This window comes from Roseivirga sp., from assembly GCF_965216855.1.
In the GTDB taxonomy this organism is placed as follows: Bacteria; Bacteroidota; Bacteroidia; order Cytophagales; family Cyclobacteriaceae; genus Roseivirga.
Genome location: NZ_OZ244204.1, coordinates 1,547,531 through 1,563,032 on the forward strand (window position 1 = coordinate 1,547,531; position 15,502 = coordinate 1,563,032).

General features: G+C 46.9%; 11 protein-coding genes. 7 read left to right on the top strand and 4 right to left on the bottom strand.

The window, feature by feature from the left end; all coding sequences use genetic code 11:
* Positions 1-55: 55 nt before the first annotated feature.
* On the bottom strand, positions 56-745 hold the full coding sequence (locus ACOOEY_RS07010; protein WP_420387960.1) for an SDR family oxidoreductase: 690 nt from the start codon (positions 743-745) through the stop codon (positions 56-58).
* 330 nt (positions 746-1,075) lie between these two features.
* On the opposite strand from ACOOEY_RS07010, the gene ACOOEY_RS07015 reads away from it, so the two are divergent.
* The 7 genes from ACOOEY_RS07015 (at position 1,076) to ACOOEY_RS07045 (ending at position 9,634) form a co-directional block, all read left to right on the top strand.
* Positions 1,076-1,693 carry a DNA-binding response regulator gene (locus ACOOEY_RS07015; protein WP_420387961.1) on the top strand — a complete coding sequence of 206 codons (618 nt, stop codon included), beginning with the start codon at positions 1,076-1,078 and terminating at the stop codon, positions 1,691-1,693.
* Between the two features lie 137 nt (positions 1,694-1,830).
* Positions 1,831-4,110, top strand: a complete 2,280-nt coding sequence (locus tag ACOOEY_RS07020; RefSeq protein WP_420387962.1) for a TonB-dependent receptor plug domain-containing protein — start codon at positions 1,831-1,833, stop codon at positions 4,108-4,110.
* On the top strand, positions 4,107-5,189 hold the full coding sequence (locus ACOOEY_RS07025) for an HmuY family protein (RefSeq protein WP_420387963.1): 1,083 nt from the start codon (positions 4,107-4,109) through the stop codon (positions 5,187-5,189). The genes ACOOEY_RS07020 and ACOOEY_RS07025 overlap by 4 nt, the downstream gene beginning before the upstream one ends.
* Before the next feature lie 663 nt (positions 5,190-5,852).
* Positions 5,853-6,686, top strand: coding sequence for a heme/hemin ABC transporter substrate-binding protein (locus ACOOEY_RS07030; protein WP_420387964.1), 834 nt, complete (start codon positions 5,853-5,855; stop codon positions 6,684-6,686).
* Entirely contained in the window at positions 6,686-7,765 is a 1,080-nt protein-coding gene (locus ACOOEY_RS07035) for a FecCD family ABC transporter permease (RefSeq protein ID WP_420387965.1), read from the top strand. The genes ACOOEY_RS07030 and ACOOEY_RS07035 overlap by 1 nt, the downstream gene beginning before the upstream one ends.
* Complete coding sequence (locus tag ACOOEY_RS07040) at positions 7,765-8,580, top strand: heme ABC transporter ATP-binding protein (RefSeq protein WP_420387966.1); 816 nt, start codon at positions 7,765-7,767, stop codon at positions 8,578-8,580. Before ACOOEY_RS07035 ends, ACOOEY_RS07040 begins: the two co-directional genes overlap by 1 nt.
* Positions 8,573-9,634, top strand: coding sequence for a hemin-degrading factor (locus ACOOEY_RS07045; RefSeq protein ID WP_420387967.1), 1,062 nt, complete (start codon positions 8,573-8,575; stop codon positions 9,632-9,634). Before ACOOEY_RS07040 ends, ACOOEY_RS07045 begins: the two co-directional genes overlap by 8 nt.
* Before the next feature lie 925 nt (positions 9,635-10,559).
* Here the strand turns inward: ACOOEY_RS07045 and ACOOEY_RS07050 are convergent.
* Genes ACOOEY_RS07050 through ACOOEY_RS07060 form a run of 3 tightly spaced genes read right to left on the bottom strand, consistent with a single transcriptional unit; the run spans position 10,560 to position 15,479 of the window.
* The gene (locus tag ACOOEY_RS07050) at positions 10,560-13,031 is read right to left on the bottom strand and encodes a TonB-dependent receptor domain-containing protein (RefSeq protein WP_420387968.1); all 2,472 of its coding nucleotides are present in this window, start codon (positions 13,029-13,031) and stop codon (positions 10,560-10,562) included.
* Positions 13,012-14,379 (bottom strand): HTTM domain-containing protein, encoded by a 1,368-nt coding sequence (locus ACOOEY_RS07055; RefSeq protein WP_420387969.1) that lies wholly within the window; start codon positions 14,377-14,379, stop codon positions 13,012-13,014. The genes ACOOEY_RS07050 and ACOOEY_RS07055 overlap by 20 nt, the downstream gene beginning before the upstream one ends.
* Positions 14,379-15,479 (bottom strand): imelysin family protein, encoded by a 1,101-nt coding sequence (locus ACOOEY_RS07060; RefSeq protein WP_420387970.1) that lies wholly within the window; start codon positions 15,477-15,479, stop codon positions 14,379-14,381. The genes ACOOEY_RS07055 and ACOOEY_RS07060 overlap by 1 nt, the downstream gene beginning before the upstream one ends.
* Between the last annotated feature and the right edge of the window lie 23 nt (positions 15,480-15,502).

Genomic DNA, 15,502 nt, shown 5'->3' on the forward strand with positions numbered 1-15,502 from the left:
AGTCAACCTCGATTGGTATCTAAAAGTCTACTGTCTGACATCTGACATCTCCCCCCTAACCCTTCGGCTTCAGCGGTCTTACCTCCACATCTACTACATGGTAGTTCGGATGTGTTTGTAGTGAGCTAAGGATGGTTTGGGCAATGTCTTGCGGACGCATCATATTGTTGTTGGCGTTGGCAAACTCGATCTTATCGAAGAAGTGCGTGTTAGTACTCCCCGGATAAATAGTAGTCACCTTGATGCCATGGTCTCTTAGCTCCTGAAAAATGGAATGACCGATTCCCGTCACGGCATGCTTTGTACCTACATAGCCACTCATGGTTTTAACACCATTGGTTCCGGCAATAGATGAGATGTTCACAATATGACCCTCTTCCATTTCAATCATATCCGGAGCAGCCACCTTAATACAGTAAAACAATCCGTGTACATTCACATCGAACATGGCTCTCCAGTCTTCCACTTCCATTTCGTGGATCAGTCCCTGCACACCAAATCCGGCATTGTTAATCAGCACCGAGGCTTTACCCAGTTGCTCTTTAGTGGCTTTAGCCGATGACTGTACATTGTCCCAGTCAGCCACATCAGTTTGAAAGAAATGATAGTTTTCGTGGTCAATATCATTATTGCTTCTTCCCCACCCGGCCACTACCATACCGGCCTCTAATAAGGTCTTTACTGTTTCCAGACCGATGCCTTTACTGACACCGGTTACTATTGCGAGTTTTCCATTCAATTCCATGTGATGTAAATGAAATGTAAGCAAAGAAGGTTCGTAAGTTGGTAAAAAATCTACCCCGAAATCACTGCATCTTCTCTGATCAGTCACCTCTCAAAGGATGTCGCTCTTACGGAGCTCAAAGAATGCCATTTGCTTAGGTAATGACATCAGGCCCCTCTGGGGCTATAACCTCTCAATAGTTACCAACCTTAGCTTCGGAAAAGTGGTATGTTCAGCATCAGATGGCATATCTGATTGATGAAAGGCCAAACAAATTGATAAAGCATTACACAGCTATCGTTTTATCCATTACTTTTGCATTGTTTTTAATCAGTCTAAATAAGAATAAGATTGAACACCGCCATCTACGACCCACAGTTTCTCACCCGTGAGGGTGTCAGGCAGCTTCTGGAGCAAAACCAGGCGGTGCAGCAGACTCATATACTGAATACTGAGAAGAATCTGGAAGAGCAATTGAACAAGCTCTCGCCCTCTCTTTTAGTCATAGAATACAAAGGCCAGCAAAACATTCAGGCAGAAACGCTGGAAAGGATCAGAACCAAACTACCTCAACTGAAGACCCTGATCATTTCCGAAGACGATGATCCTTTGGTCATCCGGCAGTACATTAACCAAGGCATTGAAGGCTTTATCACCAAGCAATGCTCCAACCAGGAAGTAAAGGCCGCCATCGATACGGTAATCGGAGGTGGTAAATTCTACTGTGAAAGAGTCATCGACATCATCACCCACAAGGACCTGCCTAACCCAATGGAGCTGTCGGATAGGGAAATGCAGGTGATCCGCTATGTAGCCAAAGGGTTTTCCTCTGAAGATATTGCCGCTGAACTCAATGTGAGTATCCACACCGTGAACTCCCATCGCAAAAACGTGCTCAAAAAACTGGGACTTAAATCTCCTACCGAACTGATTGTCTATGCCCTGAGACAGGGCTGGGTGACGCTGTAGTATTGAGTACCGGGTACCAAACATTCGACAATCAACATTCAAAATTCCCCCTCACCTACTAGTACTAGTGATTGTCTTTTACTAGCACTAGCTATTTCAGGGTCGATAAGCGCCCAATACCTTTGCAACTATTAAGAATGAATCTAAATAAGATGCAAAACCGAGGAATCATCAGCTTATTGTTCTGCCTGCTATTTACCGCACAATTGTCTGCTCAGGAACTTACTTTCATCAGTTCCGATGATGGTCAGCCTGTCCCCTTCCTCACTGTCAGTTTTCAATCCGTCAATACTGAACGAATACTAAGGAGCATTACTAATGAACAGGGTCGAATAACACTCCCTACACTGGAGTTCCCCTTGATCATTAGCACTTCTCATATCAACTATGAAACCTTCACCGACACGATAACCACCCCTGTTTCTAAAAAGTATCGCCTTCTGCCGGTAAGTACTCAACTAGACGATGTCATTGTTACCGGGCAGTTCAGTCCCCAGTCAGTCAAAAACTCTGTCTTCAGGGTGCAAACCATTAACCGAAAGGAAATTGAGCAAAGAGGTGCTATCAACCTTGAACAGGCACTACAAACCCAGCTGAACCTGCGCATCACTCAGGACCTGGCAATTGGTAGTTCAGGAATCGGATTGCAGGGCATTTCCAGTCAAAATGTGAAAATACTGGTCGATGGCGTCCCGCTGGTCAACCGAAACGGTAATGGCAACGCGGCAGACCTCAGCCAAATCAACCTGCAACAAATCGACAGGATAGAAATTGTCGAAGGTCCCATGGCCGTAAACTATGGCGCCAATGCCCTGGCGGGAGTGATTAACCTGATCACCCGAAAAGACTTCGATCATCAAACTGAGATCAGAACCTTTATACAGTCTGAAAGTGCCGGAACTGAAGTTGGCCCGACCCAAGGAAAGCATATCCAGTCGTTGGAAGTCAATCATCAATTCAGCAAAAAGTGGTCGGTACTTCTTCACGGACAGCACAATGACTTCCAGGGATTTCAAGGCAATGCACCAGGTCGCACCCATGAATGGAACCCCAAAAATCAGTGGACGGGTAGTGGTCTCATTAAGTATGAAACAGCCAACCATACCTTTTTCTACCGGGCCGAGGTGCTGGATGAGTTGATCGAGGACTTCGGTCAGTCTCAAAGCAATTATACTTCAACCGGGGAATTTCAACCCTTTGCCATCGATGAAAACTATCACAGCCAGCGCCTGACGCAACAACTTCAGGCTGAAGGCTCACTGCCTTTCCTTGACCGATACAATCTCTTCGCTTCTTACTCCGACTTCCGAAGAGAAAAATCTCGCTTTGCCAAAAACCTCGTCACCAAAGAAGAACGGCTTACCACCGCCACTGGCGACCAGGACACCAGTACTTATCAGGTCTGGGAATTCGGAGGTGCCGGTTACCTGGCTCCTGCCTCTCAACTGGATGTGCAAATCGGTTATCAGATTTCGCTGGAAGATGTCGGTGGCGGAAGAATAGCCGAAGGGGAGCAGAGCATTGAAGAGTATTCGGCTTACACATCACTGGAGTGGAAGCCTTCGGCTCAACTCACCATACGTCCGGGAGCCCGATTCACCTCCAACAGCGCCTTCGGTAATCAGGTAGTACCTGCCCTGCAGATAAAACAGCAACTCAGCGACAAAACCAATTTGAGATTCTCTTATGGTAAGGGATTCAGAGCTCCATCGGTGAGAGAGCTTTACTTCGAATTTGTTGATTCAAACCACCGAATTTACGGCAACCCAGATTTGAAGCCGGAAACCTCCAATCACCTGGGACTGAATCTACTCACTTCTTTTTCTCTGGCCGGAACTCCTATTCAAAGTGATCTGAACCTATTCTTCAATGACATCAGCGATCAAATTGCCATTGGTACCAATCCGCAAGACATTACCAGCGCCTCCTACATCAACATCAACCGATTCAAAACACTGGGAGCTACATTGAGCGAGAAATTCTTAGTAGGTTCTATAAGTGCCAACATCGGCATGTCTTACATCGGACGCTATAACCGATTGGCTGAGACAGAGGGTGAACTGGATGAGTTCTTCTTTTCACCCGAGGTCAATGCCAACCTGAGCTATCAGCTTCCCAAATGGAAAACCTCCTTCCATCTCTATTATAAATACACCGGGCGTCTGCAATCCTATTTTGTAGAAGGAGACGAAGTCAGCATTGGCGCCATAGATGACTATCATTGGCTGGATGCGACCATTAACCATCCGATCAGTAAAAGCCTTGAGCTCCTGTTGGGAGCAAGAAACATATTCAATGTCGAGCGAGTGAGCAACTCCGGGGTGAGCAGTGGTGCTCATTCCGGGGGTAGCTCTGTAGCCCTCGCTTACGGCAGATCTTATTTCCTGAAAATCAGTTATAACCTAAGCTTAAAATGATCAAACTAAAGCAAACATCAGTATTGGCCGCCATTGCGTTGGCCACACTATTCAGCTGTTCCGAAGATGACGGACCAATAGAAGAACAACCCACTGCCAGTGCAGTCATCTCCCCAGCGGTAGGAGGAGAATCACAGCCCAATCAGGTCTTTATCGACCTTTCCAAAGAGTCACAGGTTGCCGTGGCCCGAAACAGCTACGACCTGGCCTTTTATTCCGGTTCATCGTTCCGGGTGTTGTTGAACAATTCAACATCTGCCCTGGCCACCGACCTGGATTTCAATGACATGACCACGGTAAGTGCAGAAGATACGGTAGGTTGGGGAGCCAAGCTGGATATAGACGCCATATTCGCCAGCTTATTCGGCCCTCCTCCTGCCTGGCTGCCGGAAGCAGCTACCTGGATGGATGATCCTTCAGGTGACCTGAACAGCACTGCGATAGCTGCCGTTTCTGCTACCGATTCAGAAAACCCCGTCTATATCATCAATCGCGGAAAAAACCCTGATGGCAGTGCCAGAGGCTGGAAAAAAATCAGAATAACTCAAAACAACGGTGCTTATGTTTTGCAGCACGCTGATATCAACTCAAGCACTTTTGAGGAGCTGACCATCAACAAATCGTCAGATCATGACTTTGTCTTTGTGAGCTTCGAACAGGGTGAAGTGAATGTGGCTCCTGCCAATACAGAGTGGGACCTGGTCTTTAGCATATTCACTAACCTGCTTCCCATTGATGCCAGTACCCGAATCCCTTATGCCTATAAGGATTACATTCTGACGAACGAAGGTCGGGTAGAAGTAGCTACAGTAGCCATCACCAGCGATGTGACTTACGAAAACTTTGTAGCCGCTAACCTTGCTACAGTGGAATTTGACGAGTCAAGAGCGGCTATCGGCAGCGACTGGCGCGTTGTCGCCCAACCTGGCTCTGACCAGGAGACAGGTGTAAAGACGGACATATTCTATGTCATTAAAGATGCCGGAGATAATTACTATAAGCTGCGTTTCACCAGAATGACAGACCCTGTCTCAGGAGAAAGAGGACATCCGCAGTTTGAATATGAGATTGTTGAATAACCCCATACACGTTTGAGATTATACTTCATAGTGCGAATCCAAGAGGCTGCCTTCGGGCGGCCTTTTGTTGTATTGGGAAAAAAGCCCCTAACCATCCCATATCCAGCATCATCCTAAACCTGCCTTTGCCAGCAGGCAGGTTTATTTCAGCATCTCAACCTCCCCCTCCATGACCGTCATGCTGAATTTATTTCAGCATCTCGGACCCAAACACCTTAACAACCGTCATGCTGAGCTCGTCTCAGCATCTCAGACTTAGCCAACTCAAAGTGAGACCCTGAACCTACCCCCTCATGATTAGAACAAATACAAACCCTGGCAACAGCTGCCCATCGATGAGGACACCGATGGTGGCAAGAGTTTATTAAGACCCCAACCATCCAGCGTCATACCGAACCTACCTTTGCCGTCAGGCAGGCTCGTTTCTGCATCTCCCCCGCACAACCATAAGCGTCATGCTGAACTCGGCTTAGCCACTTCACTTAGGGATCCTGAAATAAATTCAGGATGACGGCAAAGTCAGGCAAAGGATGATGAAAGCCACAAGTGACAGCCTCTCCACCCAGCATAACTACTAGTATTAGTGATTGCAACAGTAATACCTGAGGAATAGATTTGTGAACTATTTAGACTAAATCTAAATAAACAACAAAGCAAAAAACCGTGAAAAAACTCAGCATAGCTCTATTCCTCATTGTGACAGGCCTGAATACACAGGTCTATGCCCAAAAAATTGTCACCGGAGGCAGCTCTTCGACAGAGATTGTATGTGCTCTGGGACTTTGTGATCAGATCGTGGCCACGGACCAGACTTCTACCTATCCTCCACAAATGCAGAAGCTACCTTCAATCGGGTACAGAACAGGCATTAATACCGAGGGCATTATAGCCATGGCTCCGGACATCATCATTCTGGAAAAGGAGTATGTAAAAGATGTTGTCATTGCTCAACTGGAAGCGGCCGGGCTAACCCTCATCCAGATAGAGAATGAGCATAGCCTTGATAATACAGTTGAAAAAATCAGAACTATTGCCAAAGCTCTTGACAAGGTAAAGGCGGGTGAAGAGCTTATTCAGTCGCTGGAAGGAAAACTGAAAGACCTTCAGCAAAGGGTGGAGGCACTCCCCTACCAGCCTAAAGTTCTCTGTGTCTACAACCGTGGCATGGGTAACATGATGGTAGCCGGAGAAGATACGGGATTTAGTATCATCAGCCTGGCCGGAGCTCGAAATGCCGTACCGGAAATCAATGGCTTCAAACCGCTGAATATCGAATCACTCATCAGCACCAACCCCGACTACATCCTCTTTTTTGAGTCAGGTCTGGAAAGCATTGGTGGTATTGATGGCGCTTTGAAGATACCTGGTGTTGCCCAAACCACTGCCGGTAAAAAGAGACAGATCATTGCCATTGACGGTGTAAAACTGACCAATTGGGGGCCAAGACTGGCCGAGGCTGCCGAAGAACTCTTTGAACAAATTCATGAAGAGCAATAATGAATAGAGCAAAAATCAGCCTGTCCCTAAGTCCTAAACGACTTGCCAGCCGACATCAGCTTGGGGGCATGGCTCTTTTGCTATGTACCTCATTTCTTATCTCCCTCACCATTGGGGCTGTAGATATTTCTCTAAAGGATGTGATGCACATCTTTCTCAATCAGCTGGGGCTTGGCAGTACAGAAGTGGCCGTCACCAAAAGCCTGGTGCTCACCGACTTCAGGCTTCCACGTCTGCTTTTCACTGTCCTGATTGGTGCGGCCCTGGGTGTCAGTGGAGCTGCATTACAAGGGCTATTCAGAAATCCACTGGTTGAACCCGGTATCATTGGTGTTTCCAGTGGTGCGGCCCTGGGTGCCATCTTTATCATTCTTGGCTTAGAAGCATTTCTGGGCGATATACCCGCCAACCTGGAACAATGGCTGATGCCTCCTTTTGCCTTCTTCGGTGGAGCCATCGCTACCTATATTACCCTGAAACTAGGGAATTACAAGGGGCAGGTACGCATTACCATCCTAATACTGGCCGGTGTAGCTATTACCTCTATGGCCAGTGCCATCATTGGTCTGGCCATCTTCTACTCGGATGAACAACAGCTCAGGACTTTCACTTTCTGGACTTTGGGTGACCTCAGCGGTGCTACCTGGACTAAGATTTATGTGATTACACTCCCCATACTGGGTACTATTGCAGGACTTTGTCATTATGCGAGGTCATTGAATGCACTGGCCCTTGGTGAGTCAGAAGCCTATCATTCCGGGGTGAATGTTGAACGGGTTAAAAAGCGTGTGGTCCTACTGAGCGCGGTAGCTGTGGGTACAGCAGTAGCCTTTGCCGGAGTCATTGGCTTTCTGGGTCTGGTCATTCCTCATATCATCAGAATGACTATTTCCTCTGATCACCGCATTGTGATTCCGGGTTCTGCCATTGGTGGAGCGCTCCTGCTAATTCTGGCTGATATTGTAGCCCGCACTGCAGTGGCTCCTGCAGAATTACCCATCGGGATCATCACCGCCAGCGTGGGGACGCCTTTCTTCATTTACCTGTTAACCGTTGCTAAAAGAAAAAATCTGATCTGATGCTTATAAGTAAAAATATCTCATTTCATATCGGTAAGAAAGCCATTCTGCATCAATGCAGTATGGAAGTAAAACCGGGCAGGTTCACCGCCATTATTGGTCCGAATGGGGCAGGGAAAAGCAGCCTGCTGAAAGCCCTGGCCAAAGAACTACCTTTCGAACAGGGCGAAGTGCTTCTGAACGGACAAAACCTGAAGGGAATCGACACCACCGACCTTTCTAAAATGCGGGCGGTAATGCCTCAGCATACCCACATTAGCTTTCCCTATAACATTGAGCAGATTATTGAAGTAGGTCGCTTTGCCCATAAGAGCTCCAAACAGGAGAATGATGCAGTCATTGATGCAGTCATCAAACATAATCAGCTGGGCTCTTACCGAAAGCGCATTTACCAGACGCTTTCCGGAGGAGAACAACAACGTGTTCAACTGGCCAGAATCATGGCTCAGGTCTGGGGCAAAACTACCTATCCCAAATACCTGCTACTGGATGAACCCACTTCCGATCTGGATATTCATCATCAACATGGTCTGCTGAATACAGCCAAAAACCTTTGTCAACAGAACATGGGCATTGTCGCAGTATTGCACGACCTGAATCTGGCCGCCCAATATGCTGATGATATTGTACTGATGAAAAACGGAAAGATCATTCATCAGGGCCTATGCAACGAAGTACTGACAAAAGAAAACATTGAGAAGGTGTTTGACCATCCGGTTGAAATCTTCACAGAACCCAAGACCGGAAAACAGGTCATCATTTCTATTCCAAAAACATTTACAGAAGAACCTTTAAAACAGACGAATTATGCCTGAAACTATACAAGCCCCCGCCAGCACTTTACGAGAACGCTATGAAGCGTTTCAAGCTCAAAACCCTCGTGTACGTATCAGAGATGCCGCTCAGCAGCTGGGAGTAAGCGAAGCAGAACTACTGGCCACCGGTGTCGGAATTGATACTATAAGACTGGAAGGTCCGTGGGACGAGCTACTGAAAAGATTTAAAAAGCTGGGAAAGGTAATGAGTCTCACCCGTAATGACGCCTGTGTATTGGAGCACAAAGGAGCATTCGAAAAGGTGGGCACCTTCGGGTCTGGCAACCACCATATGGCTACTGTTATCGGACCGATTGAAAGCCGCGTATTTTTTAAGAACTGGGCCCTTGCCTTTGCTAATACCATGGACAAGGGCGACCGGGAGATGCATAGCATTCAGGTATTTGATAAAGCGGGTACAGCTATTACGAAGATTTACCTCCAAAAAGAGTCTGACTTTCAGGCCTATCAGGACCTGATTCATGATTTTAAGTCCAATAACCAATCGACTGAGCTGGAAGTCACTGCAATTGAGCCTGTTCAGTATGAGCGGCAGATCGACCAGGAGACTTTCCTGAACGACTGGGCCGGGCTCGAAGACACACACGACTTCTTCCCTATGCTCAGAAAGCACAAGGTTCATCGCGAGCATGCACTGGAGCTGGCCGAAGGTCAATTCAGCAGACGCATTGCCAACCATGCTGTTAAGACCATTCTGGAGCAGGCTTCAGCCACTGAATTGCCCATTATGATTTTCGCAGGAAACCATGGCAACCTGCAGATTCATCAGGATGTGGTAAAGCGCATTGTGCCCCTGGAGAGAGGTGAGCAGCAGTGGATCAATGTAATGGATCCTGACTTTAACCTGCACCTGAGAACGGATCTGATTCACAACAGCTGGGTGGTGGAAAAGCCTACCAAAGATGGTACGGTGACCTCTGTCGAACTATTTGATCAACAAGGCGAAATGATTGCTCAGTTTTTCGGTCTTAGAAAACCAGGTCAGAGTGAATTGACTGAGTGGAAAGATTTGGTTAAACAATTGACTCGCTAAATCAGACTGTTTAATGAAAGGGCGGAGGTGTTGATGATGTCTTCGTCCTGCTTTCCCTATCTGCTATCTAACACACAGACCTCTGTACCTCCATCATCGCCATGCTGAATTTATTTCAGCATCTCGGACTTGGCTCACTCCTCATGGGACCCTGAAACGAGTTCAGGGTGACGGTAAAGACAGACTTAGCAACTCATATCCAAATACCTTCGTAATCGTCATGCTGAGCTCGTCTCAGCATCTCGGGCTTGGCTCACTCCTCGTGGGACCCTGAAACGAGTTCAGGGTGACGGTACCGAAAGGGAATAAAAAAACTTACGTTGCCACAGTTCTGCAACTCTGCCTCACCATTGCCTGATCAAACACAACCACCAACAGTGGCTGTCCATCGGTGAGGACACCGATGGTGGCAAGGGCTTCTCAAGACTCCAACCATCCAGCACAAAGCCGAACTTAGTCAGGTATCTCCATGCCAAGACACCTCCATAACGTCATGCTGAATTTATTTCAGCATCTCAGACTCAAATACCTCCATCATCGTCATGCTGAACTTGTTTCAGCATCTCAGACTTAGCTCACTCACCGTGAGACCCTGAAACGAGCTTGCCTACCGACATAGGCAGGCTCAGAATAACGATACCATCAACAGTGGCTGTCCATCGGTGAGAACACCGATGGTAGCGAGGGCTTCTCAAGACTCCAACCATCCAGCACAAAGCCGAACTTAGTCAGGTATCTCCATGCCAAGACACCTCCATAACCGTCATGCTGAATTTATTGCAGCATCTCAGACTCAAATACCTCCATCATCGTCATGCTGAACTTGTTTCAGCATCTCGGACTTGGCTCACTCACCGTGAGAGCCTGAAACGAGTTCAGGGTGACGGTACTCAATCACCACAGCTCTGAAACCCTAAAAGTCAGCTTACAACTTCAATTGCAAGGTCAGGTAATAACTTCTGGGATCAGACGGAATAATTCCCGGACCGGGGTAACCAGTGGCTCTTCTGGTAAAATAACTTTCATCCAACAGGTTGTTGACTCCTGTTTCAACCTTCCACCGACCCAGTTTGTAAGACAACGAGAGGTCCATAATACTATAGGCAGGAATCTGACCGATCAATCCATTTCTGGCATCACCTGCCTCGGGCACCAATGAATTTTCCGCATCGGTAAACTGCTCGGAGAGATAAGTATATTGAAGGTTCAGCATCAGGTTTCTATAGCCAAATCTAAAACCTGTCTTCAGGTTGACAGCGGGAATAAATTCCACTTCCCTTCCGGCCACATTATTCTCTTCTGAATCGATATACTCCGAGGTAGTAAGAGCCGTATTGACAAACCAACTGGACTGTATAGTCTTTTGATCCCACTGAAAAGTTCTGGCCAGATTCCACTCGGCAAAAGCCTCTGCTCCTACAATCAGGGCCTTTCCGATATTGGTTCTCAGCCGATTGGCCCTGTCATCGAGGATAATACCAATGCGGTCGTCATAAATCATGGTGAAACCTCCCACATCGTAAGATAGCACATCGCGCCATGACCCCCTGGCACCAAAATCAGCGGTATAACCTCTTTCATCCTGGATATCCGGATCGATAATAAAACTTGGGTTAACGGTTCTGATATCGCTAAAGGTCACGGAGCGGTAGTTCTGTGAAATATTGGCATATACTTCCAGGTCATCAGACTGGTCATAGCTGAAGCCCAGACCGAAGAGGAAGAATGATCTTTCCAGGCTTCTGTTGTCCGTCAGCTGCTGGTTGGAAATGGGATTGCCGGCATTGTCGAAAACCACATTGTTGTAGATTCCGGCACTTTCGGTTTTTATGTATTCAAAGCGGAAGCCGGGGGTAAGTGAAATCTTATCGTTCAGGTAGAAAATATTCTCTGCGAAGACCGAAGCGTTCAGGTTAGGGAAATCAAAGTCTGACTGGTTGGGGTAATCGGGATAACGATCAATCGCTAAGCTGAAATCGGCATCTGTACCATTAGTTCCCGGTCCCTGCACAGACGAATTCTTGGCCTTGTAAAACTTCGAGCCGATCAAAAAAACTGATTGATACTTGCCTAAATCGTACCGGGTTAGCAGTCGGGTTTCCACTCCCCAGTTATTGAAATCTCCCCTGATCAGGTCTCTTGGGTTAACGTAGCTCCCATCATTGGCCTGCTCATCTATATCGGTCACAGGATTGGAGTTAAGATTGGTTACGTCTCCTCTGAAGCCTACTGCATTTCTGGCAGCACTCAAGCCGAACAGATTAAAGCTCCAGTCAGTACGATCACTGAATTCATGCTCCAGTTTCAGGTTAAAGAGGTTCCAGTCTACATTGAACCAGTTTCTTTGGCGATTACTGAAAGTAGGGTCTGCCTGAAACTGAGCATCTGTCAAACCTCCTGCCTGCTGGGCCAGGTAATTGAGGTAAGTATATTCCAAGCCAATCTGGGTACGCTCTGAAAGTTCATAGCCCAGATGCGCATAAAAGTTTTTCGATTCAAAACCTGAATTAGGCCTGAAGCCATCTCCCTCTTTATAGTTGAAGTAGGTATAGTAGCTCCATCGGTTTTTGGTGCCACTCAGGCTATTGAATGAGGTGAACAGACCAAAAGAGCCCAGGGTTTGTCGGCTTACCCATTCCAGCGGTTTGTCGGGATTAGGTTTCTTCATTTTGAAATTGATCAGGCCGCCAAACTGAGTGCCATATTGCAGGGAGGCTGCTCCTCTGATCACCTGAATTTCTTCGAGCGCTTCGGCCGGAGGGGTGTAGTAACTTTCAGGATACCCGAGCACATCTGCACTGATGTCGTAGCCATTTTGCCTGGTATTGAAGTTAGAGGTGCGGTTGGGATCCAATCCTCTGCCTCCAATGCTCAGTTGTAAACCAGCGGCCTCACTGTCATAAATATTCAGTCCGACTACCTGAGCATATACCTGTCTGGCATTATTAGAAGCGAGATTCCCTACCAGTCCGTTCAACAATACTACTTCTGATTTTTTACCGGCATAAATGGCAGTACCTTCTACCGGACGCAGGCGACTGATGTTGAACACTTCTTCCCTGGCCTGAGTAATCTCCACCTCGGTAAGTTCTGTTGAAAGTTCCTTCAGATTGAAGTTGAGAGTTAATGGACCCTGCACGTTCACGAGCGTATCCACCACCACATAGCCAAAGGCAAAGGCTACCAGTGGATAGGTTCCGGCAGAGTCTACCGTCAACTCATAAAGGCCTTCAGCATTGGTGCCACTGATTTCAGTAGTCACCTTATTAAAGATCTCAGCCCGGTCGATGATTTTTCCGGTGGCCGCATCCTTCACCTGCCCTGTAATCTTAATCTGAGCCTGAAGGCTGGTGGCCGTTACCAAAAACAGTAATAAACTATAGACCTTTAATTTCATCGTTGAATGGAAGTATCCAGCTTTTGTGTTTGAATGATTCTTTTTCTTGTGTGAGGTCTATTTCGGGATCGATGTAGGGCTGACTTTTGCGACCGTTCAGTGCTACATAGCTTTCTACATATACCCCAATATTTTCATGTCCCTGACTTTCAAAATGTTTCTTCAGGTAGTGAGCATATTCCAGTATAAAATCAGGTTGAAAAGACATCTGCTTTTCCTGGAAGGAGGTCAGGAAGTCGCTGTTATCGACATAGAAACGCTCTCCGGTTTGTTTGTTCACCACTTTGAAATTGGAATAACCGGCTTTTTCCATCAGCATCACGCGCCATGAGAAGCGGAAGCCTTCTTCGGTCCAGAACAGTTCTCCGGGATACATATAGTGACGGAAAGGCAGGAGTAACTGGATGGTGAAGAAGGCCATGATCAGCCTCCTTTTGTAGCGCCTTCCATCCCAGGCACTTTGACTCAATACAGTGTTATTTTGAAAGATTTCGAATGGCACTTTAATCCATTTCGACAGGGTAGCCAGTATTTTCTGATGCAGTGAGGCATCGAAGAAAATAAGTGAACTCACAATCATGATATATGGGAACATGCCGATAGGGAAGAGTACCCGGGTTAAGACATGGAAGACCACCACCATCACAAAAGCAAAAGGCCTGGTTCTCTTGTATAAGAGCAGAAAGGGAATGGCCAGGTCATAGGCAGCTCCGGCCCAGGAGAAACCATAATGTACCCACTCCTGCTGCATCAGATCACCCAGCAAAGGCAGGTCGTAGCGTCCGGGCAGCCAGATTTTCAATGGCATAGCATGGACCAACCAATCAGAGTTGAGTTTAGCCAGTCCGGCATAGCAATAAACTATCCCCAGGAGCAGCTTGATACTGTCGATCGTCCAACGGGGAATGAACTGATGCCGGATCTTTTGATTGAGCCAGGCATCGACCGAATAGTAATGACTGGCGGGTAAAAAGATCATCAGAAAGCTAAGCAGGCTGATGAAGTAATAGTGGTTGAGGTAGGTGGTTTTATCCATCAGCTCGATGTAGGTAAAGCTGATGAAGAAGCTGACTATGGCCACCCGGTACTTGTACCCAAAGGCCACTGCCAGAGAGGATAGAGCACAAATAACAAAGAACAGATAGGTCCAGTTGCCCAGAGGTTTCACCCACTCAAAACCGTAATAGGAAAAGAAGAAACCGGGTTGAATGTAGAGTTTATCGATCCAACCATTCGCCCAGAATCTGATGATACTGAAGCACATCATCAACCCAAAGAAAATGCGAAAGACTGCCAATGGAGCAGCCTCTGTATTTTGGTTAAAATATGTTTTCAGTCGTTGATTCATCAATCGCCATCCGCATCGACATAGTCAATGCGCACATTCAATTTTTGAAACATGTCTACCTTCATCAGAATCACATTCTTCTGCAATTCATCATATACCTGAAGCATTTTAGAATTATCACTTTCAACCTGAGCAAAGAAATTATCGTCCAGTTGATCGGCAACAGCTCTTACTGCTTCAAACTGATTGAGGATAGATATGCTGAGGTCGTCTGTACTGTTCAGCTCGCTGAGGTACTGTAGATAATGTTCTATACTCTCACTGGTGGTGGCTGAACCAAAATGCTTTCCTCTAAAGAAATCAATGGTGGCATCTAGGGCGGCATTGAACAACTGCTTAGAATACACTTCGCTGTAAAGCCCTTCTACCCTGTCGCTCAATGGACTACCTGAAAATACTCCGGCTGGAATACCGATTTTACCTGCCCTCAGGCTCTTCTCATAATAGAACAGGTAGTCGTTTACGAGCTTATTCACTGAACTGCTGGCTGTAGAACCACTATTGGCCACAAAAGTATCTCTGTATCCGCCCTTCCATTCACTCAAAACCTGATCGGCCAGAGACTGCAGTCGGTTGACCAGGGCACTCAGGTAATCGGCATAGCCGGCAGTACTGAGTTTTGCCAATATCTCAGCATCTGTATTGGCAGTACCGAATAGCAAATAATCGAGTGCCGGAAAACCTTGCGCATCGATGGTGCTTGGCAATTCCAGGTTATAATCTCCTGAAGCCACAAAGTTTTCAATTTCACCGCCATCTGCAGGGTAAATGTTGGTGTAGTTCCTCAGGCTAATGGTTTCTGCCGGACCTATCTCAAACATGGAAACCCGCTGGAAGGCTAAATAAGCATTAAGCCATTCGCCTCTAAGCGACTCCAAAGTGGTCAAATCAGGTTGAGCATTGAAGGCATCTGTTGAAACTTTCAAGTCTGTGACGGCTGATGCATAAGCTTCATAAGAAGGAATGATGATGTTGTCGGCCCAATTGACCAGCATGGCACTTCTATCGAAATTGTCTGCCACTTCAGTCGGATCTCCATCTGATGAAGAACAGGCTGCGATTAGGGCGAGTGTTAAAACCAGACTTACTAACTTCTTCATGATTGCTATAATTGATGATTTGT